20 protein-coding genes are annotated in these 19913 nt (G+C 67.9%); 16 read left to right on the forward strand and 4 right to left on the reverse strand.

Annotation, left to right across the window (positions count from 1 at the left end; translation table 11 throughout):
- Positions 1 to 20 precede the first annotated feature (20 nt).
- From P2L57_RS18650 to P2L57_RS18665, 4 genes are all read right to left on the reverse strand, one after another.
- Positions 21 to 680 carry a cysteine peptidase family C39 domain-containing protein gene (locus P2L57_RS18650; RefSeq protein ID WP_275815904.1) on the reverse strand — a complete coding sequence of 220 codons (660 nt, stop codon included), beginning with the start codon at positions 678 to 680 and terminating at the stop codon, positions 21 to 23.
- A gap of 4 nt (positions 681 to 684) precedes the next feature.
- Complete coding sequence (locus P2L57_RS18655) at positions 685 to 1719, reverse strand: threonine ammonia-lyase (RefSeq protein WP_275815906.1); 1035 nt, start codon at positions 1717 to 1719, stop codon at positions 685 to 687.
- 33 nt (positions 1720 to 1752) lie between these two features.
- Positions 1753 to 2736, reverse strand: a complete 984-nt coding sequence (locus P2L57_RS18660; protein WP_275815908.1) for a D-alanine--D-alanine ligase family protein — start codon at positions 2734 to 2736, stop codon at positions 1753 to 1755.
- A 756-nt stretch (positions 2737 to 3492) separates the two neighbouring features.
- Complete coding sequence (locus P2L57_RS18665) at positions 3493 to 3921, reverse strand: ATP-binding protein (protein WP_275815910.1); 429 nt, start codon at positions 3919 to 3921, stop codon at positions 3493 to 3495.
- A gap of 232 nt (positions 3922 to 4153) precedes the next feature.
- Here P2L57_RS18665 and P2L57_RS18670 point away from each other — a divergent pair, with 232 nt between their 5' ends.
- The 16 genes from P2L57_RS18670 (at position 4154) to P2L57_RS18745 (ending at position 19799) form a co-directional block, all read left to right on the forward strand.
- Positions 4154 to 5635: an NsdA family TPR-like regulatory protein gene (locus tag P2L57_RS18670; RefSeq protein ID WP_275815912.1), complete on the forward strand. Its 1482-nt coding sequence runs from the start codon at positions 4154 to 4156 to the stop codon at positions 5633 to 5635.
- A 31-nt stretch (positions 5636 to 5666) separates the two neighbouring features.
- Positions 5667 to 6566 (forward strand): phosphotransferase, encoded by a 900-nt coding sequence (locus tag P2L57_RS18675; protein ID WP_275815914.1) that lies wholly within the window; start codon positions 5667 to 5669, stop codon positions 6564 to 6566.
- A 395-nt stretch (positions 6567 to 6961) separates the two neighbouring features.
- Positions 6962 to 7471, forward strand: a complete 510-nt coding sequence (locus P2L57_RS18680) for an ATP-binding protein (RefSeq protein WP_275815916.1) — start codon at positions 6962 to 6964, stop codon at positions 7469 to 7471.
- Positions 7472 to 7771: 300 nt separating this feature from the next.
- Complete coding sequence (locus tag P2L57_RS18685; protein ID WP_275815918.1) at positions 7772 to 8299, forward strand: hypothetical protein; 528 nt, start codon at positions 7772 to 7774, stop codon at positions 8297 to 8299.
- A 1109-nt stretch (positions 8300 to 9408) separates the two neighbouring features.
- Positions 9409 to 9987 (forward strand): SAF domain-containing protein, encoded by a 579-nt coding sequence (locus P2L57_RS18690; RefSeq protein WP_275815920.1) that lies wholly within the window; start codon positions 9409 to 9411, stop codon positions 9985 to 9987.
- On the forward strand, positions 9984 to 10817 hold the full coding sequence (locus tag P2L57_RS18695; RefSeq protein WP_275815922.1) for a CpaE/TadZ family protein: 834 nt from the start codon (positions 9984 to 9986) through the stop codon (positions 10815 to 10817). Before P2L57_RS18690 ends, P2L57_RS18695 begins: the two co-directional genes overlap by 4 nt.
- A 74-nt stretch (positions 10818 to 10891) precedes the next feature.
- A complete protein-coding gene (locus tag P2L57_RS18700; RefSeq protein ID WP_275816121.1) occupies positions 10892 to 12178 on the forward strand; it encodes a TadA family conjugal transfer-associated ATPase in 1287 nt (428 codons plus the stop codon).
- A complete protein-coding gene (locus tag P2L57_RS18705; protein WP_275815923.1) occupies positions 12175 to 13077 on the forward strand; it encodes a type II secretion system F family protein in 903 nt (300 codons plus the stop codon). Before P2L57_RS18700 ends, P2L57_RS18705 begins: the two co-directional genes overlap by 4 nt.
- Before the next feature lie 5 nt (positions 13078 to 13082).
- Positions 13083 to 13976, forward strand: coding sequence for a type II secretion system F family protein (locus P2L57_RS18710; protein WP_303656454.1), 894 nt, complete (start codon positions 13083 to 13085; stop codon positions 13974 to 13976).
- Positions 13977 to 14010: 34 nt separating this feature from the next.
- Positions 14011 to 14208 (forward strand): hypothetical protein, encoded by a 198-nt coding sequence (locus tag P2L57_RS18715; protein ID WP_275815927.1) that lies wholly within the window; start codon positions 14011 to 14013, stop codon positions 14206 to 14208.
- Between the two features lie 53 nt (positions 14209 to 14261).
- Complete coding sequence (locus tag P2L57_RS18720; protein WP_275816123.1) at positions 14262 to 14657, forward strand: TadE/TadG family type IV pilus assembly protein; 396 nt, start codon at positions 14262 to 14264, stop codon at positions 14655 to 14657.
- A complete protein-coding gene (locus P2L57_RS18725) occupies positions 14630 to 15145 on the forward strand; it encodes a TadE/TadG family type IV pilus assembly protein (RefSeq protein ID WP_308292486.1) in 516 nt (171 codons plus the stop codon). Before P2L57_RS18720 ends, P2L57_RS18725 begins: the two co-directional genes overlap by 28 nt.
- Positions 15142 to 15621, forward strand: a complete 480-nt coding sequence (locus tag P2L57_RS18730; protein WP_275815929.1) for a hypothetical protein — start codon at positions 15142 to 15144, stop codon at positions 15619 to 15621. The genes P2L57_RS18725 and P2L57_RS18730 overlap by 4 nt, the downstream gene beginning before the upstream one ends.
- Positions 15618 to 18356, forward strand: coding sequence for an AfsR/SARP family transcriptional regulator (locus P2L57_RS18735; protein ID WP_275815931.1), 2739 nt, complete (start codon positions 15618 to 15620; stop codon positions 18354 to 18356). Before P2L57_RS18730 ends, P2L57_RS18735 begins: the two co-directional genes overlap by 4 nt.
- Positions 18357 to 19144: 788 nt before the next feature.
- Positions 19145 to 19609 (forward strand): hypothetical protein, encoded by a 465-nt coding sequence (locus P2L57_RS18740; protein ID WP_275815933.1) that lies wholly within the window; start codon positions 19145 to 19147, stop codon positions 19607 to 19609.
- A gap of 7 nt (positions 19610 to 19616) precedes the next feature.
- Positions 19617 to 19799, forward strand: coding sequence for a hypothetical protein (locus P2L57_RS18745; RefSeq protein WP_275815936.1), 183 nt, complete (start codon positions 19617 to 19619; stop codon positions 19797 to 19799).
- Positions 19800 to 19913: the final 114 nt, after the last annotated feature.

Genomic DNA, 19913 nt, shown 5'->3' on the forward strand with positions numbered 1-19913 from the left:
CGGACGAGGATTCGTGGGCGCTATCGGCGGTCGCCTGGTGTCTTGGCGTCGGTGCTTGAGGCAGCCGGGCGACGTGTGGCTGGTGCGGGATCGAGGGAGATGCCGCGATGGCCAAAGAACCGTGCGAACACCTCCGGCGGGTGCGCGGCGATCCGCGCCTGATGGGTGTGACCGGACGGATTGCGCCAGTGCAGGCGACCGCACTCGTCCTGGCCGATGACCAGGACGAGGTGGCCGCCCCGGCCTGGCGGATCGCGATCCGGGCGGCGGATCTCCTTGTGGACCGAAGCCATCACCATCCGCCCGGCTTGCAGGAGTTGGGACAGCTCGACCATCGACAGATCACGGTGCACGGTCGCGTTGATCTCGTGGGCCTCGTGAACGTAAGCGACGAACGGCGCGTAGATCAGACCCTTGATACTCCCGTCGCTCTCCTCGACATAAGCCCTATGGCGACGGGCCATGGCGGCCAGGTCGAACAGGCTAGGGGCGGTGCCGTCGCGGTGGGCGAGCAGCATGCGCAGGCATGCCATGCCGCACAGGTTCCGGCTCCACCTGGCGTACTCCTCGACGGTCGTGGCGCCGGTGCTCGCCCACGCCGGATCGGCGGCTGGATCAAGACCGTGGTAGGCGATGGCGGAGATGAGGTGCGAACTGGCGTACTGCGTGTGGGCGGGCACCGGATCATGTAGCCGGGGCTCCGGCAGCGGTGCGCTGGCGCAGGCCGGGCAGGGCGGCACGGGGGTTCTCCATTCGCGTCAGGGAACAGTTGAGCAACGTCCGGTAGGCGCTCCAGTCGACGTTTCCTCCGGACAGGACCACGGCTGCGGTCCCCGTCGGAAGGCGACCGGGCGCGGCGAGCAGACCAGCGAGGGCAACCGCGCCGGAGGGCTCGGCGACCTGGTGGAAGTAGTGGTATAGCAAGGCCATCGCATCGCTGATGGCCGATTCCGGGACCGTGATCACGTCGTCCAGCAGCCGGGCGTTGATCTCGTACGGGATCGGCGCGGGGGTGGTGTGGGTGAGCCCGTCGGCGATGGTGCGCGGCGCGGGTATGGCCACGCGCCGACCGGCTCGAAGGCTGCGTGCGGTGTCGTCAGCAAGATTCGGCTCGACCCCGATGACCTTGACCTTTGGGTGAAGCGCCTTGGTGATCAGGGCTGTTCCCGCAGCGAGTCCTCCTCCACCCAGTGGCACCAGCACGATGGAGGTCTCCGGGTGCTCACGCAGCAGCTCCCAGGCGACAGTCCCAGCCCCCGCGATGACCAACGGGTGGTTCGCCGACGGCACGATGGCCAGATCGCGGCGTTGCGCGTGGTCGGCCACGATCGCATCCCGGTCGTCGTGACCGCGCTGGTAGCGCACGATGCGCGCCCCGGCCGCAGCAATGCCTTCGAGCTTTATCCGCGGGGCATCCTGTGGGACGACGACGGTGGCCGGCACCCGAAGCAGTTGCGCCGCCAAGGCCAAAGCCTGCCCGTGATTGCCCGACGAGGCGCCGACCACGCCACGGGACCGCGCCTGTGGCCCGAGAGCGGACACGTAGTGATACGCCCCGCGGAACTTGAAGGAGCCACCGCGCTGCAGGTTCTCGGCCTTCACCAGGACCCTCCGCCCCAGCAGCCGGTCCAGCCCCGGCGAATGAAGGACCGGGGTGTGTACCGCGACCCCTTCCAGCGTGTGGATGGCGTTGCCGACGTTGTGCGCGGTGATCGACACCGGAGCCGCTCCTTCACAAGGGGTGAGCATCTATCAAACCTGGGCGCGACGATCGACCGCGGCACCGCGCGCGATGTGCGCGACCAGTTGGTCGTAGGACAGGCCGTCGGCGTCGGCCATGCGGGCGAGGTTCCCTTGCTCCGTCAGGCCTGGCAGCGTGTTGACCTCCAACCAGACCGCCTCGCCCGGACCGGTGACGACGAAGTCGTGCCGGGAGTACCCGGTGCAGTGCAGGGCTCGGTGCGCGGCCTGTGCCGCAGCCTGTAGCTGCTTCCGCATCGCCAGCGGCAAGCGGGCCGGGCAGTGGTAGACGCATGGTCGTTGGGCGCGCTTGGCGGCGTAGGTGTAGATCCCGCCAGGAACGTCGACCTCCAGCGGGGGCAGCACGTACAGCTCCTCGCCATCGACAGCCCGGGCTTCGAGCACGCCGACGCTCACCGGACGGCCAGGACTAAACTGCTCAGCCAGCAGCTCGGTATCACTCCTGCTGAGCTCGGACAGGTCCTCGGCAAGCTCCGCCAGGTCGCGAGCCACCCGCAGGCCGATGGACCCGCCTTCGTTGGCTGGCTTGAGGGCCACAGGCAACCCAAGGATTCCCACCAGTCGCTCGGCCTCGCCCAAACCACCGGCAGTCCGATCGACGATCAGCCCCTTCGGCACCCTTAGCCCAGCGTCAGCGACGAGCATCTTGGCAGTGGGCTTGTGCATCCCCGTCGCCGACGCTAAAACTCCCGAGCCCGTATAGGGGATATCGAGCGTGTCCAGCAATCCTTGCAGGCGCCCGTCCTCGCCGCCGCGCCCAGCGATAGCAAGGAACGCCATGCCAACTTGGGTGATCTGGTCGAGGAAGTTCTCGGTTTCCGGGTCCACCAGGATTGCCCGGGCCTGTTGGCGGCCTAGTGATTCCATGACAGCCCGAGCGGAGTTCAGAGAGCGGTCGCGCTCACGGCTCCAGCCGCCCGTGATCACGCCGATCGTCCCAGGAATCTCTCGCCGTGACAACAGCGGGAACTGCATCAGGTTTTCCTCCGGATCAACATGTCGCTAACGCATGACCGGCCGCCCTCCCAGCAATTCGGAGGACAAAGCGGGCCGTACCTGGTCCCCGTGCGAGGTCGCTAACCCTTGCCTGGCGTCGTGTAGAAGAACAGAGCGGCGAGAGCCGAGCCAAGACCGAGCACAACGAGGAACTGAACGGCGGCCTCGTACCACCACATCAACGGACGGGCTCGCACCACTGGGGGACGCCGCACAGTCTTCAGCGAGACCACGAGGGCCTCCTCCAATACCGCTCGCAATCGACCACAACGATCTCCCATTCGCCTCAGGCGACGCGCATTTCGGGTTCGCGAGAAGCGGCGTGCATTAAGGCCATCGGCGTCCGGGCTAGCTGGGACCACCGTTGAACCAGTACGGGTGGGCGGCGAGGGCCGCTTCATACGGGACGGACCTGTCATTGCCCTGTGCCTAGCAACTTGATCAGAGCAGCCGTAGCGTCAGCCAGTCGCATGTGATCGATGCAGCCTGATCTTGAGCCTCTCAGGGCCGCCTGGGCTCTCGTGATTGTCTCCATGGCCACGGAGGAAGCGGCTTCGTCACCCTCAAGGTCGGCCTGCCGTACTGCGGCGTACGCCAGAAGAGTCTGGAGGTGTCCAACCAACGCTGCGGTAAGTCCACGAGTCTGAAATCCGCTCGGCTGGCTGACCCGGAAACGGGCGTTCCAAATTGCCTCCTGGATCCGGTCAACATCGAGGCCGGAGTGCCCCACAGCGCTCACGGGACCGCGCTATGCACCGAGAGAGTGCACCAGGTCCGCCGACCATCGGCGCTGGTGCCCCAGCTACGGGCAAGGGAGTCCAGAATGAACACACCGCGCCCGCTCTCTCGACCCGTGTCCTGGTCAATGAGTTGTGGCCAACTGCCCGGAGTTCCGTCATCAACCTCGATGCGCACCTCACCCTGTGCGTACGAAAGGAAGAAACCCACTGATCTCGCCTTACCATGCACGACGGCGTTGGTCGCCATCTCGCTGATCAGCAGCTCGACGTCGTCGGCCAAGGCGCCGAGTCCCCAGGAGGTCATGTGCTCCCTCCCTACGCGGCGGAGCTGCCGTACTCGTCGCCGTTCACGTCTGATGGAAGTGGTGACTTGCTGGGGCTTGGCGATGCCGGAGGTGTCGGTATATGGAGCCTGGTCAGTCATGCGGAATCACTCGTTCCTTCTGGCGAAGGAGTCGCCGTCTGCGGTGGGGACGGAAGCGACGCTGATCCGCGCAGGGGATCTTGGTCCGGCATGGCCCTTAACCTCCTGCGGTGAGCCGACGTGTGCCGTCAGCTCCGCGGCAGCACCTGCGCACAGAGTGTTCGCGGACCACGGCCACCGCTCAACGCGCCTCGGTCACCGGTGAACTGAAACCGGTGACCGAGGTACGGGTATGACCGAAACCGGTGACGGCTTCACGACTTTCAACCCCCGGTGGCTCAGGGGCTGGTTACGTTTGATGGATCCCAAGTCACCTGCGGGAGACGTGAAGATGGTCAATGATCACGGGAAGCCGTGTGCTAGGCGATGGCGCCGTCTGGCTGACGAGCAGCAGTGGCCGATCAGCCGTCTCGTCTCCGAGATCAGCGAATGCTGCGGGGTCACCCGACTACGTGCTCACCGTCTTGCCCGAGGATGGACGCTCACTCAAGCCGTACAGCAGTTCCACAACCTGTGTGCTGCTGAGCAACTCGCCGGACCTCGCCTGGATGCCGACCAGTTGCGTACGTGGGAAACGAACCCTGAACGTCGGCCGCAACCGTCGACGATCGACCTACTCTGCCGTCTCTACCAATCGAACCCGATCGATCTGGGAATAGACGTACCTTGCGACTACACTCCGGCCGCACAGCGCACCATGACTGCGCCTACGAGGACAAGGGAATCGCCAGGCGACCAGCCGCAACGGAACTCTCCTGATTGGCTGGACAGCGTTCGGCTCTCTGTCGATCGCACCCTCGCCGCCGGTACCGTAACTGCCGGGCAGCTGGACCTGCTCGACGAGCGACTCTTCGTGCACCGGCAGCAGTACCTCCTCCTTCCACCGCAACTGATGCTGAGTGAACTGGTTGCCGATATCCAGGAAGTCCGCGTTCTCGCGGCCGATCGGCAACCAGCAGTGGTGCAGCTTCGGTTGTCGGAGATGACCGCGATCTTGGCGACCTTGATCGCCGATGCCCTCATGAAACTCGGGTGCTTGCGACACGCCAGCGCCTGGTACGCCACCGCCTGCACTGCCGCTGACGACAGCGGAAAGCGTGACCTGCGAGCACGCGTGCGCATCCAGGCTGCGATGCTGCCTTACTACTACGGTCCGCTGGAGAGCGCGCTCCGACTTGCCCAGGAGGCCCGCCTACTAGCACAGAACCGGCCCACTATTACTGGTTCGTTTGCCGCCGCGGCCGAAGGCCGCATCCGCGCCCGTCATGGCGACGCTACCGGGGCCGAGCAGGCCATGCACCTGGCCCGAGATCTCTTCGCGCGGGCTGAACGTCCGCCTGTGGACGACGCATGGTCCTTCCCCGAGCGGCGGCTGCTGCTTTATCTCAGCGGCACTCTCACGTATCTGGGGCAGACACGGCGGGCCAGAGCGGCCCAAACACAGGCGCACGCGCTCTATCGCGACCAGTCCGGCAGCATCGACCCCACCTTGCTCCGCATCGAGGAGGCGATCTGCCTGGCGCACGAGCGGCACCTCGCCGATGCGTGCCAGCTCGCGGTCGAGGCTTATCTGGCGGTGCCCTCGCAGCACCGTACCCAGATCCTTGACGCTCGGGCCCGAAACGTAATCGAAGCCGTACCCAAGCGCATGCGAGCTTCTCGCTGCGCACGCGAGCTGAATGAGATCTTGGCACTGCCTTCCCCAGAGATGTGACAGCGCCCAAGCGATCCGTCAGCCTGGTCACATGACTGCACCGATCCACGGCGGGTTCACCTACGACCAGATGCAGGATCTACTCAACCGCGCGTGCACAGCCGTCGGCCTCGATGCGACGGATGCAGAGTTGATGCGCGGCCAGACCAACGCTGTAATCCGACTGGCCAGCGAGCCGGTCGTCGTAAAGATCGCCCGGAACGGAACGAATCTACAGGAAGTTCACCGAACGGTGAGGTTCGTTCGCTGGTTGATGGACCTCGGCTTCCCTACCGTCCCCCTGTACCGCCCAGAGGCACAGCCCCTCGTGATCGACGGCCATCCCGTCACCTTGTGGACATATCTGCCGCAGCCTCGTTATCCAGTACCGGCCGGAGCCATCGCTAAGCCGCTGAATGTTCTCCACAGTCTCAGCCAACCCCCGGTCGCGCTAGATCCGTTGAACGTTTGCGCCGCCATCCGGCACTCGCTGGACAGCATCACCACCTTGAGACAAGACGAACTCGACTTCCTCAATAACCGTGTCGGATCACTGCAGCAGGCCCTTACCGGGGTCACGTACGAACTTGAAAGCGCGGTACTCCAGGGTGACCCACAGCACGGCAACGCACTCCACGACGGAGAACGCGCCGTGCTGTGCGACTGGGACAGCGTCGCCTTTGGGCAACCTGAATGGGATCTGGTCACGATAGAAGTGCACTGTCGGCGCTTCGGTTACGGAACCCGGCACTACAACCAATTCGCCGAAGCCTACGGCTGGGATGTCACCCAATGGCCCGGATACCCCGTCCTGCGAGATCTGCGCGAACTACGCATGATCACGACCAACGCAAGTAAAGCCACCCACGAGCCCGCAAAGCTCTCCGAGGTGCAACGCCGCATCGACGGGCTCCGCTGCGGAGATCTCGGGCAACGCTGGAACATCCTTTAGCAGGAGGCGCTCCCACCTGCTCCCTGCGTGCGGAATAGCTGGTGTCGAGCGTGCTTTTTGTCGATCGAAACGCCACTCATCGGCGGATCGGGATCCCATCTCGCCCGGGCTGAAGTTTTTGAACTCACCTCAAATAAATTTCCGGTGAAAATGTCGCCACCGTAGGGTTCCCCTCTCCAAGAGAGTCGGGGTGTCGTGGTCGCGTTCCCAAATCGCGATCACGATGGAGGCGCGATGATGCCGCCCGTCCTGCTGACCACGGCCCTGCTGTTGGGCATGTGGCCAACTACCGCGCCATTTGCTCTCAACGAAGCGCGCGCGATGGCCCGCCCTGGCCGAGGCCGACACCGACGTGCCGCACTGCGAGCTCGGCACGCCGCCCGCGGAGGTGCCCAATGACCCGGCGCGGCCGGCCCCGGAGCCTGGTACGCCTGTGCAAGTGGACGAGCCGTACGCCCGGAGCCACGGCGCAAGCACGTAGGACCCTGCGTCGGAGCTTGGAAGCCCGGGGGCTACCGGACGAGACGGCCAGCGATGCCGTCCTGGCTGTCTCCGAACTCGTAGCCAACGCTACCGAGCACGCTAACGGCCCGTACGAGTTGTGGCTGCGCGGCACGCCTGTCTATCTCGTATGCGAGGTGCACGACCGGGATCCGCGCGTCCCGCAACTCCCTGTGAGCCCCGCTACGATGCCGTTTGCCCCAGTCCTCAAAGATCGCGGAGGCGGACTGAGCGCGCTGTGCGTGTTGCTGGCCGAACGCGGACGCGGGTTGCAGATCGTTCACCATCTCTCGCGTGGACTCTGGGGTTACCGGCTGTCGGGAAACGGGACCAAGGTCGCCTGGATTGCAATCCCGGCGGAATGGTCGGGGCCGCCCTGCGCGATGGACGGGTGGCGGCAATGACTGCCAGCACCACCTGAGCGGTTGTGGGGCACCTGTGTGCTGACTGCTGATGTTTACATGGGCCGCTGTCGTAGTGCACTCACGGGCAGCTTGTACCGCTTGGGCTCTTGAGCGGGGGTGTCCCTCGAACGAGGGATAGTCGTGGTCTAGAGGGATTTCCTCCTTCTTGCCGGGTTGGCTTCCGTCACGCTGGGGAACGAGCGTGTAACTTGGTGTTGCTGACGGTTGCTGTCCGTATGCGACAGGGCGGTGAGAAGGCGGGAGCGGATGGGCGCAAATGGCCGATGTGGTGTCACTGCGATGACGCTGCTTGCGGCACTGAGTCTGGGGGCGGCCGGTTGCACTGGCGAAGCGCCGTCACCTGCTCGCGATAACGGTGGAGCGCCCCCGGCCCCGGCCCCGGCGTCGAGTAGCCAACCGGTTGCCGGGGTTGAAGATGCGGTTGCCGCCTACCGCGCCATGTGGAAGGACCTTGAAGCGGCTGGCCGGACCGCCGATCCGAACGCACCACAGCTCGGCGACCACGCGGCTGGTGGTGCACTGCGGTTGCTGAAATACGGCTTGGCTAAGGACCGTCAAGACGGAGTGATCGCCAAGGGCGAGGTCATCCTGTCTCCCCAAGTGGAATCGGCCACGCCTGCAGCGGCGCCCAAGCAGGTAAAGATTGTGGACTGCTCCGATGGCTCTCATTGGCTGGTGTATAAGCACGATGGGGCATTGGAAAACGATGTTCCCGGTGGCCATCACGAGACCAAGGCGACAGTGCAGCATTTCGGGACTGAGTGGAAGGTCGTAGACCTGACGATGGGCGAGGTCGGCTCATGCTGATCAGCCGATCAGGCAGATATGCGCCACGCTTGCTTACCACTGGATCTTGGGCAGTCCTGATTGTGCTTCTTGCCGTTCAACAAGCCGTCGCTGGTGACGACTTTGGGCGTTTTTCAGCTATGCACTGTGCGGAAGCCAGTTGCCAGTTGCAGGCCGGAATCACTAGGAGATCGACGGATCTTGGCCACCCCGAAGTCGCTCCTCACTCAGCGAGCCAGGCGCCCGGAGTACAAGGCGGCCAGTCGGTCCCTTCCCCCGCTGTCCCAGCGAACTGCTGGTTGTCAAACCTCGACGGTACCTGTCTGGCCACAGGCTGGCAGGGGCCTCAGCCGGATGCCCATGCGGCTCAACACCAGACGAAGCCAGAGGAAGTTGCTCGACAAGCCGTAAGCCAATTGCAGTTGCCCTCGCCGCAAGTCCGGATGAGCCCGGATGCCGGGGCGACGCAGGTAGTGCGGGTGCCGACGTGGATGTGGATCGATCGCGCGGGTTGGCGGCCGGTATCGAAGACGGCTGCAGTTCCCGGTGTTGCGGTGACAGCGACGGCCACGCCGCAGCGGGTGGTGTGGTCGATGGGGAACGGCGAGTCGGTGACGTGCGCGGGGCCGGGGACGCCGTACTCGTCGCGGTACTCGGCGAGTACGGCGTCCCCGGATTGCGGCTATGTCTATCGGCGGTCGTCGGCCGGGCAGCCTGGCGAGGCGTTCACTGTGACGGCCACCGTTGTATGGGATGTGGTGTGGCAGGGCGGGGGCCGAGGCGGAACGATCCGGGGGCTGGAGAGTCGGTCTGAGGTTCCGGTGCGGGTCACGGAGGTGCAGGGCGTGGTCGTCGCCAGGTCCGGCTCCATATAGCCAGCGGTCGGCGGTTCCGTAGCCGTCACGAGTGGGCGGATGGCGCGTCCTGATAGGTGAACCCCCCTATATGCAAGGTGATCTGTGGGTACCTCCATGTCTTCTTCGTCTTCCTCGACTCGACTACGCGACGGTGGCCTGTTCGCTCGGCCGCGGTCTGGCCCCTCACAGGAGCCTGCAGAGAAAAGCCCGCTGGGGGTGGTGGGCGGGCGGCTTCGCCGCAGACCGGCGTTGGTGTGGGTCGGGGTGGCTGTGGTGATCGCCTCGTCCGTGGGATTCACCGCGGTACTCACGCATGTGGGACGGCGTGTGCCGGTGCTGGCTGTGGCGCGGTCGTTGCCCGCCGGGGCGGTGGTCAGGGCTGAGGACCTGCGGGAGGTTCGGCTGGGGGTGGATGGCCCGGCCGAGTACGTGGTGCGGGCGGCGGATGAGGACGTGGTGGTGGGCAAGACGGCGGTGGTCCCGCTGGTAGCCGGGGCGTTGTTGACACCCCAAGAGGTGGGCAACCGCGCGGGGTATCCGCCTACGGGTAAAGCACAGGTGTCATTCGCGGTCGAACCCGGCGGGCTGCCTGCGGGACTGGGTGCGGGCCAGCGGGTAGCTGTCTTTCCTGGTGCGCCTTCAGCGGGGCCTGCGGAGCAGCCGGGCGATGGTGCGAAGGACAGCTCCGGTGCTGGTCTGGTGGGGACGGTGACGGATGTGATGGCACCGGACCATGATTCTGCGGCTTCGGTGGTGACGGTGTTGGTGGATACCGCTGCGGTGGGGCGGGCGGCGCGGATGGACAAGCCGCATGTGGTGGTGCTCAGCCCGGCGGGTCGGGAGGTGCCGTGAGTCGGGCGCTGGTGGTGATCGGGTCGGCGAAGGGCTCGCCGGGGGCAACGACGCTGACGCTGGGGTTGGCGGCGTGTTGGCCGACCTCCGCGCGGCGGCCTCGGCCGTTGGTGGTGGAGGCGGACCCGTCCGGCGGTGATGTGGCGGCGCGGTTTGAGCTGTCGGATTCCCCGGGGCTGATGGAGTTGGCTGCCGCTGCGCGGCGCGCTGTCTCTGCTCGGGTGTTGGGGGAGTGTGTGCAGCTGCTCCCGGGCGGGGTGCATGTGGTCGTTGGCCCGACGGGTGCGCAGCAGGCGGCTGCGGCGGTGGGGTTGTTCGCGGGCAACGGTGCAGGGTTGTTGAGGGCGGGGATGGGCAGCGGCGGCTCGGTCCTGGTGGACGTCGGACGGCTCCAGGCGGAGACCAGCGGGCTGGTCGCGGCGGCTGATCGGCTGCTACTGGTAACCCGGGGCGAGGTGGACGCCCTGGCCCATGCCGCTGCACAGGTAGCGCAGTTGAGCCTGCCGCGGGGAAGGGTGGAGCTGGCGCTGGTCGGGCCCAGCCCGTATCCATTGGCCGAGATCCGCAAGTCGCTCGGTGTGCAGCGGGTGCATCAGGTGCCGTGGGATTCACGGACCGCCCACTGCCTGGCGGGCCGTACTGCGGCGTCGCCGCGCAGGTGGCGCACGGCCCCGCTGGTGCGCACCGTCACCGACCTGGCCTGGCACCTGGAAGCCCTCGTCGCACAGAACAGCGAAGCCGCAGGCCGGGATCTGACCAAGCCCACCGCCACCAGTGGGGTGCCCGGGCAGGCGGCCGAAAAATCGTGGGAGGGAGGTGGAGTGCGGTGAGCGCGGTGACGGACGCGGCCGGGCTGCCCTGGACACCGGTCGCCGGGGCAAGCGGAAAGCAGCTAGTGGACCTGATGCGCGAGCAGGTCGCCGACCGGATGGCCCGCTACGCCCACGCGCGGGAACAGGCTGGGCTGCCCCTGGAGGACGCCGAACAGCGCCGTCAGGTCGTGCGACGCCTGCTGGCCGAGGAACTCAACGCCTACGCGGCGGCTGAGTTGGCCGCCGGGCGCCAGGCGCTCGATGCGGGGGAGGAGCAGCGGATCGAGCAGGCGGTGCTGGACGCACTGTTCGGGCTGGGGCCGCTGGAGGCGTTGTTGGCGGATGAGCGGGTGGAGAACATCGCGGTCAACGGAGCCGACACCGTGTGGGTGCGCTACGCGGACGGCACCGAGCACCGAGCCGCCCCACTGGCCGCGTCCGACGAGGAACTGGTCGAGGCGGTGCGGCAGATCGCCGCGCGCGCCGGGTTGGAGGAGCGGCGCTTTGACCGCGCGGTCCCGAGGCTGAACATCTGCCTGCCGGATGGCTCTCGGCTGTTCGCGGTCATGGCGGTCACCGGACGAGTGTCGCTGTCGATTCGCCGCCATCGCTTCCGCACTGCCACCTTGGCAGATCTGGTGCGGCTGGGGGTGTGCGAGGAGCCGATGGCGGACTTCCTGGGTGCGCTGGTTCGAGCCCGCCGCAATGTGATCGTTGCCGGTGGCACCAACGTCGGCAAGACCACGGTGCTGCGCGCCCTGGCCTCGGCCATCCCTGCCCGTGAGCGGTTGGTGACGATCGAGGACACCTTCGAACTCGGCCTGGATGCCGACCGGGTGGCCCATCCGAATGTGGTGGCGATGCAGGCCCGCGAGGCGAACATCGAAGGCGAGGGTGCCATCGACCAAGCAGAGCTGGTCCGCTGGGGGCTGCGGATGTCTCCGGACCGGGTGATCGTCGGCGAGATCCGCGGGGCCGAGGTCGTGCCGATGTGCAACGCGATGTCCCAGGGCAACGACGGCTCGCTGTCCACGATCCACGCCTCCACCTCTCGCGGCGTGTTCACCAAGCTCGCTGCCTACGCAGCCCAGGCGCCGGAGCGGTTGTCGTTGGAAGCGACGAACCTGCTGGTGGCCTCAGCCGTCCACTTCGTGGTCCACCTGGTCTGGGATGCCGATGGCTGTCGGGTGATTGATTCGGTGCGCGAGATCGTCGACGCCGACGGTCCCCAGGTGATCTCGAACGAGGTCTACCAGCCAGGGCCCAATGGTCGGGCGGTACCGGCCACACCGCTGCGCGGCGAGACCCTTGCCGACCTGCTGGCAGCGGGCCTGGACGAGCGGGCCCTGCACGGGCAGTGGTGGGGGCGCAGTACATGACCACCACCATGCTGTACGCAGTTGTTTTCGGTGCCGCTGCGGGCGGCGGGCTGTGGCTGAGCGTGCACGGCGCCCTGCCCCACGAGCACCGTGTACCTGGGCCAAGCGTGGCGTGGCGTAGTTGGGCGGCGAGGTTCGGTTGGCGTCGCGGGTGCGCCGCGCTGCTGTCAGGGCTGGCCGTGGGTGCGGTGACCGGGTGGCCGGTCGGGGCGTTGCTCGCCGCGGTGGCCGCTGGATGCCTGCCACAGCTACTGGGCCGGAACAAGGCTGCCCAGGCGCGGACCGAGCGGCTGGAGGCGGTGGCGGTGTGGGCGGAGATGCTGCGCGACACCCTGTCGGCCGCTGCCGGGCTGGAGCAGGCCATCCTCGCCACCGCACAGTTGGCGCCACCGGCATTGCGCCCCCACACCACCGCGCTCGGCGGACGGATCGAGCGCGGCCAACCGCTGGGCGCGAGCTTGAGGATCTTCGCCGACGAGGTAGCCGATCCGGTCGTCGACACCGTGGTCGCGGCGTTGGTGATGGCAGCCGAGCGCCAGGCCCGCAAGCTGGCCGACCTGCTCGGCTCCCTGGCCACCTCCACGCGCGAGCAGATGGCGATGCGGCTGCGGATCGACGCGGGCCGCGCCCGCGTACGCACCTCCGTGCGCGTCATCACCGCCACCACCCTGGCGATGGCCACCGGACTCGTCCTCCTCAACCGCCCCTATCTCCAGCCTTTCTCCGGTCTTCAAGGACAGCTGGTGCTGGGCTTGGTGGGCGCTTTGTTCACTGCCGGGTTCGCCTGGCTGCTGAAGGTCGCCCAGTTCACCGAAGAACCACGAATCCTCGCCCTGACCCCAACAGAAGCGGCGGGATTGGCCGTGATGCCCGCCCAGGGAAAGGCAGGCGGCACGTGATCACCATGGTGCTTGGCGCGCTCTTCGGCAGCGGCCTGCTGGCCATCGTCCTCGGCTTGCGCCCATCCCGCCCGCCCCTGGCCACGGCGTTGGCAGCCTTGCACCGCCCTGCCTCCCGTCCCCGGGAGGCACTCGCACAGCCGGAGACTGCGCACGGGTGGGCCGCACGGTGGGGACGGCGGGGCGTGCCACTGCTGCGCGCGGCTGGTCTGCCCACCGCGGCCTTGCGCGCAGACCTTGATCTGGTCGGCATCGGCGTGGAACGGCACTTGGCCGAGAAGACCGCCTCGGCCACCGCCGGACTCATCACGCCGCCCGCCCTCATCGTCGTGGCAGAGGTAGCGGCCGGAACCGGGCTCGGATGGTGGACGCCGACCTGGACGGCGCTGGCAGGCGCTGCGGTGATGTTCTGCGCACCGGACCTTGCCGTGCGAGCCCAGGCCACCAGGCGACGAGCCGAAATGCGGCACGCGCTGGCGGTCTTCCTCGACCTGGTGGTCATCGCCCTAGCCGGAGGAGCCGGTGTTGAACAGGCGCTTGGCGATGCTGCCGCTGCGCCGCAGGGCTGGGCGGCGTCCTGTATCCGGCGGGCGTTGGCCACCGCGCAGCTGGCCCGCACCAGCGTCTGGGACGAACTCGCCGCCCTCGGGGAGCAGACCGGCGTGCCCGAGTTGGTGGAACTGGCCGCCACTGTCGGCCTGGCTGGCGCCGAGGGCGCGAAGATCCGCCACTCGCTTCAGACCAAAGCCGCAGCCATGCGCGGCCGTCGCCTGGCCGAGGCCGACGGTGCCGCCCAATCCGCCACCGAACGCATGTCACTGCCAGTGGTGTTGCTGTTCGCCGCGTTCTTGCTGTTCATCGGCTATCCGGCCATGGCTCACGTGCTGATCGGCCTGTAGGACTCACCCGTTCACGTAGAAAGACCCATCGATTATGGAATTCTTCCTCTCCCTTCTGGTTGGTGAACTCCGCGGCCGTGCGGCCTGGTTGCGCGAGCATGCCCGGGACGATGCCGGGTACTCCACCGAGACCGTGATCATCACCGCGCTGCTCGCCGCACTGGGGATCGCGGCCGTGGCGGTCATCACGGCGAAGGTGATGGCCAAAGCCCACGGCATCAACCTCGGCTAGTGCTCCCCGACCACGAGCAGCAAGGTAACCGCGGGGCGAAGCAGGCCCGCAGTCTGGCGCCTGCAGAGCGTGAGGATCGTGGTGCTGTAGCGGCCGAGACGGTCATCGCTACACCCCTGCTGTTGCTCCTGCTGTTGCTGATCGTGCAGTTCGCCCTCGCCTGGCATGCCCAACACATCGCCCAGACCGCAGCCTCCCGTGCACTGGCGATCACACGTGCTCAGGGCAGCAGCGCCGCTGCCGGGCGCACTCAGGCAGCCGCGACGCTGAGCGCCTTGGGGCACAGCGTGCTGCTCGACCCGCACATCACCGTCGCCCGCACCAACCGCACCGCCACCATCGAGGTACGCGGTTGGGCCGAACCGGTCGTACCAGGCTTCCATGTGCCGATCTCCGCCCGCGACGCAGGCGCGATCGATCGATGGTCGACACCCGTGGAGAAGGGGTGACCAGCATGCCCCACCTTGGCCCCGAGATGACCAAGCGTCCCCGACCTTCTACCAGTGGTATCCACAGGCGGGTTGTGTGGCTGTGGAAGCCGGATCGTGGCTCAGCTTCGACCGAACTGGTCCTGGCCACCCCGCTGCTGGTGCTGGTGTTGTTGGTTGCGGTGGCTTTGGGGCGGATGGCCTCGGCTCGTCTGCGTGTTGATGATGCCGCGCACCAGGCCGCCCGTGCGGCCTCGTTGGCCCGCACTGCAGGCGACGCTCAGCAGCGGGCACAGGCCACTGCCCGCGCGGCGCTAGCCGCCTCGGGCGCCTCGTGCGCGCGCTTCACGGTTACCGCCGATGTCGGCGCCATGACCCCCGGCACGGTAGTGCGCGTCAGCGTGGCCTGTACCGCCGACCTCGGCGTATCCGCACTGCCCGCACATGTCACCGTCACCCGCAACGCCGTCTCCGTCATCGACTCCTACCGGGGGACAAAAGAGGCATGACGCAACCACTGCGCCGTAATGGGCAGGTACCGGCGGTGAGACGCGGGGGATGGAGGGCGGATGCCGGGCAGACCACGGCGTTCGTCGTGGTGGTGATCGCGGGGTTGTTCCTGTTCGCTGGGCTGGTCTTGGATGGTGGCCTCGCGCTGGCGGGGAAGGTGGCCGCGGCCGATGACGCGCAGGAAGCCGCACGCGCCGCCACCCAGCAACTCGACCTGACCCAGCTGCGATCCACCAGGCGCGTCCGCCTGGACCGCCACCGCGCCGTTGCCGCCGCACTCGACTACATCAAGGCCACCGGGGACACCGGCCACGCCGAAGCCACCGCTGATACGGCAACGGTCTTCGTCACGCACCGTCAGCGGACCCAGATCCTGTCCCTCGTCGGTATCGACCACCTGGTCACCACGGCGCACGCGACCGCACGCGCCGAGCAGGGCATCAACGCCCCTTGGCTGCAAGGAAAAAAGCCATGAATGCAGCCGTCACCACCGCGTGGGGGCGCGTGTGCGCCTTCATCCAGTTGCTGCTCTCTGCGACCGGTTTGGCAGCCGTCACCGTCGGCATCCCGTACGCGCTGGCCGTCTCGGCGGGGGTGCCGTGGCCTGCCCCAGTCACGTCACTTGGCGACCTTGCTTCTCGGTTGGCGCAGCCGGTCAGCGACCCGTTCGTCACCCGGCTGTTGGCGTTGGCCGGGTGGGTGTGCTGGGCCGCCTTCATGCTCTGTCTCCTGCGTGAAGCTGCCTGGGCGACACGGCAACTGCGTACCCTCCTCGGCGATGTCACCTTGCTGCGCACCCGCCTGCATACGCTCCCGGCCCACCGGGCGGCTGCCGGGTTCCTGGTCGCCACGCTGCTGCTCGCCCTGGCCGCGATGTGGCGCCCTGTCGCGGCGCACGCTGCCTCCGGCATGGGCACGGCCAGGCCGGTTGTCTCTGTGGCGGCGCCGACCGCGGGGACAGGTCAGGCGGCCCGCTCTCAACGAGCTGAGGAGCCCGCGACCGTGGCATACACGGTCCAGCCTGGCGACACCTTGTGGGACATCGCCCGGGCCCACCTGGGCGATCCGCTGCGCTGGCCGGTGATCTACCAACTCAACTGCAACCGGATCCAGCCTGATGGTCAGCGGCTGCGCGACCCCGACCTGCTCCTGCCCGGCTGGACCCTCCACCTCCCCACCCACTCCGACACGGGTACCGCTCACGCCCCGCGGCCTCAGCCTGCTCCGGCGGCCCCCATGCCGCACCACGACGCGGTCGCTCCACCCCACCAGCACCCCACAACGCCGCCACATGCCAGCATTCCCGCGCAGCACCGCGAGCAGGCTGCAGCACCCCGGCTGAACACGCACCCGGCAATCCCCGCCCCCAGCTATCAACGGCACCAAAGGGCCGTGGACATCAGCGTGGGCACCGCGTCCACCATCGGCATCACCACGGCTGCGGGCATCGCCGCTGCAGTCTCCTTCGCGCGCGCCCACGCCCGCCGACGCCGCCAACCCGACCTCACCGCAGCCGCACCGCCACCTCTGGCTGATGCGGTGCGGGCCGCCACCACCGCCCACCTGGCTGCCTGTCAGGAGCGGCACGAGTCGGCCGAACAGGACGAGACCACACTGCACCACCCGTCCCCGGCCAAGCCGACACCACCGGGCACCGTGGCCTGCGCGACTCGCGATGGCCACGAACTGATTGCTGATCTGCTGGCTGTTCCTGGTGGCATCACCTTGACCGGCCCCGGCGCTGATCCGGGCGCCCGCGCCTTGGCCATCGCCGTCCTCAGCGCGGCCGAACGCCTGCGGCCCGTCCAGCCGAAGGTTCGCCTGATCACCCCCACCGCGACCGCACAGCGCCTCCTCCTGCACGCCACCGGGTCCCTGCCCGCCTGGGCCATCACAGGCGACTGCGCACAGGCCCTCTCCCTGATCGAGCAGAGCCTTCTGCACCGCGCCCGCCTCGCCGACAGCGACGAGGCCGACATCGTCTCGGCGGCCGACGAGCCGCCAATGGACCTGCTGATCACCGACCTCGACCCGCGGTCCGTCGAACGGTTGAAGGCCACCGCTCATCGGGCAGCCCCTGGCCAACTCGCCGTCGTCATCCTGGGCGCCGACGACTGGCCCTGCCACGTCCAGCTCGCCGCAGAAGGAACCGTCACCGCGGCCACCGGTCCCGCAGTCCAACACCTGAGCGCTGCCCGGATGTTCACCCTCGCCTCCGAACCCGCACACGAACTCCTCGACACCCTCTACGCCGCCCACGGCCACACCGCTCCCGCCGCAACCACTGCACCACCACCGCCATGTGCTGAAGCTCCCGTCCCACCGGCGCACCGGCCACCGAGCACACCGACGCCAGCGCTACAGCAACGCCGCACCCACGAGAACAATCAACCGCTGGACCAGCAGAACCCCAAAAGCACCGAAGCGGAGATTTGCGAAAATCAGCGGCCGTCTGCGCCGGTGACCGTGCACATCCTCGGGAGATTTCGTATCAGAGCCCGCGGGAAAGGCGAAGAATTCGGCCACGGCATGCGGGCGGAAACCCGTGAATTCTTGTGCCTGCTCGCCGCTCACCCGAAGGGAATCCGCGGCGAGGAGATCACCGAAGCCCTGCGCACGGTCACCGACCCCGAGCAGGCGGGGCGTGAACTCGCCAATCTACGTCGCGCTGTGCGACGCAGCCTGCGCCAGGCGACCGGCGCCCAGCAGGCAGCCTTCGTCGTGCGTGCCGGCGACCGGCACCTGCTGGACCACAATCTCATCGCCACCGACATCGCCGCCTTCACCGCCGCCGTCCAGCAGGCATCCACCGCCCGCGACGACACAGTCCGGGCAACCGCGTTGCGGGCGGCCGTCACCGCGTATGGGGGCCAGCTGTGTGAGGGCGCCGACTACCCGTGGGCCGATGAGCTGAGGGAAGCTGTGCACCGCAAGGCCGTCGACGCCCTGGTGCTGCTCGCCGACCACACGGCCAAGAGCCACCCGGATCCCGACGAGGCGCTCGCGCTCCTCGACCAAGCCGCCGAGTGGGACCCGTACAACGAAGCGGTCTACCAGCGCACCATCCGCCTGCAACGCACAGCCGGGCGAGACGACGCCGCCCACCGCACATACGCCCTGCTCAAACGCCGACTCGCCGACCTGGACGCCACCCCGGACCCCGCTACCACCGCACTGGTGCAGCGCCAGCAGGCCGTCGCCGCGCGCTGACGCTGGCGCCTGCTGGCAGGCGGATGGCTCGCTGGCCCACGGCCCGTCCCAGCCGCAGGCCGATGCGTCATCCATCCCGGTGTCCTGCTTGCACAGGACCCCCCGCCCCGCGCAACGCGGCAGGTCAGCGGCCGATCCGCCACCGCTAGCCAGGTGCGACTGCATATAGGTGCACATCGATGCCCCAATCTGCACACCACCGGCGCGCGGGCCCCCAACACCATGCGTACGACCTCCAGCCGTCCGCTACCCGACACTCCCCCTCCTCCTGTCCCTCCCTCATCACCTGGTCACTATGACCAGTTCGTAAGGACGGCCAGTAACTGCCGAAGGCGCGGCAGGCGCCCAGGCGAAGCCGAGGGTGCCGCCGCGCTGCCGGGGCCGCGCTGCCGGGGCCGCGCTGCCGGGGCCGCGCTGCCGGGGCCGCGCTGCCGGGGCCGCGCTGCCGGGGCCGCGCTGCCGGGGCCGCGCTGCCGGGGCCGCGCTGCCGGGGCCGCGCCGCCGGGGCCGCGCCGCCGGGGCCGCGCCGCCGGGGTGTGGCTGTGATCCGGTCGTGGCCAACCGCGCCCACGACCGTTCCGGTCGAGCACCTGTGAATTCACCAGATAAAGCGTCGTGAATTAGCGAGAATTCCAGCATTATCCAGCCGAATTATGGCCCCGCGCCCCCCGCGACCAGAGCTATATTTGAATTGTCCCCAGGGAACGGGGAAAGGGGAAAACCGCTAACGCCTTTGCGGATGATATCCGCGCACGGGTGAAGTGCGGCCAAAAATAGAAGGAGTCTGCATGAATGTAGAGTGCGTGATGAATGCGACCCGATTGCGGCCGGTGCACGCCGGGAACGTGATCGAGTTCGAGACCGTAGCCACCCCCGAAATGCAATGGGCGGGCCTGGGCAGACTCGGCAGACCGGTCGTGCTCCACGGTGAACTCGCCAGCGTCGAGACCGACGTGGCCTGCGGCCGGGCGTACGCGCATGTGACGCTCATGGCCGAGGTGGCCACAGGCGACGTGGCACGCCGGATCGGCATCGAGGCGGTCCTGGGGGCACACCGCACCGTCACCTTGACCGGCGAGGTGGGATTCCTCGCGGGCTGGCCGGTGATCTGCACCGGAGTTGCCCTCACATGCGGCGGTCTGACGTTCATGCCCGGCGCGTACCGCGCCATGCGAGACCCATCCGACCTCGACACGTACGGCATCCGGTTTCGCGGCACCACCTACCGGCTGCCCGATCTGAGCGGGGTGTGAGGCGGTCATGTATCCCGACACCGTGTTGCGCGTACTGCGCCAACTGATCAGCCGCATCGACGAGATTCACGCCCACCGCGACCGCGACTGGTCCGGCGTTGCCATCGAGGCCCTGGAAGGCATCGACGCCCTCGATCGGTGGCTCACCCGGGGCGGCAAGCCGCCAACCGACTGGCACACCGGCAGCTGATCACCGCCCTTGGCCCGCCATCAAGGATCAACTCGCGCCGCCCGCAAGCCCCAGCCCAGCCCGGTGCGGGCGGCGCCAGCCCCCCCAACCTGCGCGCCCCCTTTTGTAGACGGA

Origin of the sequence: Streptantibioticus ferralitis (genome assembly GCF_029223525.1) — a bacterium.
Taxonomy (GTDB): domain Bacteria; phylum Actinomycetota; class Actinomycetes; order Streptomycetales; family Streptomycetaceae; genus Streptantibioticus_A; species Streptantibioticus_A ferralitis.

Coding starts and splice junctions, on each gene's coding strand:
- P2L57_RS18700 (WP_275816121.1), top strand. CDS start 10,892: ATGCGCGAGCAGGTCGCCGACCGGATGGCCCGCTACGCCCACGCGCGG.
- P2L57_RS18725 (WP_308292486.1), top strand. CDS start 14,630: ATGGTCGACACCCGTGGAGAAGGGGTGACCAGCATGCCCCACCTTGGC.
- P2L57_RS18675 (WP_275815914.1), top strand. CDS start 5,667: ATGACTGCACCGATCCACGGCGGGTTCACCTACGACCAGATGCAGGAT.
- P2L57_RS18660 (WP_275815908.1), bottom strand. CDS start 2,736: ATGCAGTTCCCGCTGTTGTCACGGCGAGAGATTCCTGGGACGATCGGC.
- P2L57_RS18710 (WP_303656454.1), top strand. CDS start 13,083: ATGGTGCTTGGCGCGCTCTTCGGCAGCGGCCTGCTGGCCATCGTCCTC.
- P2L57_RS18715 (WP_275815927.1), top strand. CDS start 14,011: ATGGAATTCTTCCTCTCCCTTCTGGTTGGTGAACTCCGCGGCCGTGCG.
- P2L57_RS18745 (WP_275815936.1), top strand. CDS start 19,617: ATGTATCCCGACACCGTGTTGCGCGTACTGCGCCAACTGATCAGCCGC.
- P2L57_RS18665 (WP_275815910.1), bottom strand. CDS start 3,921: ATGACTGACCAGGCTCCATATACCGACACCTCCGGCATCGCCAAGCCC.
- P2L57_RS18705 (WP_275815923.1), top strand. CDS start 12,175: ATGACCACCACCATGCTGTACGCAGTTGTTTTCGGTGCCGCTGCGGGC.
- P2L57_RS18680 (WP_275815916.1), top strand. CDS start 6,962: ATGACCCGGCGCGGCCGGCCCCGGAGCCTGGTACGCCTGTGCAAGTGG.
- P2L57_RS18670 (WP_275815912.1), top strand. CDS start 4,154: ATGACCGAAACCGGTGACGGCTTCACGACTTTCAACCCCCGGTGGCTC.
- P2L57_RS18740 (WP_275815933.1), top strand. CDS start 19,145: ATGAATGTAGAGTGCGTGATGAATGCGACCCGATTGCGGCCGGTGCAC.
- P2L57_RS18730 (WP_275815929.1), top strand. CDS start 15,142: ATGACGCAACCACTGCGCCGTAATGGGCAGGTACCGGCGGTGAGACGC.
- P2L57_RS18685 (WP_275815918.1), top strand. CDS start 7,772: ATGACGCTGCTTGCGGCACTGAGTCTGGGGGCGGCCGGTTGCACTGGC.
- P2L57_RS18735 (WP_275815931.1), top strand. CDS start 15,618: ATGAATGCAGCCGTCACCACCGCGTGGGGGCGCGTGTGCGCCTTCATC.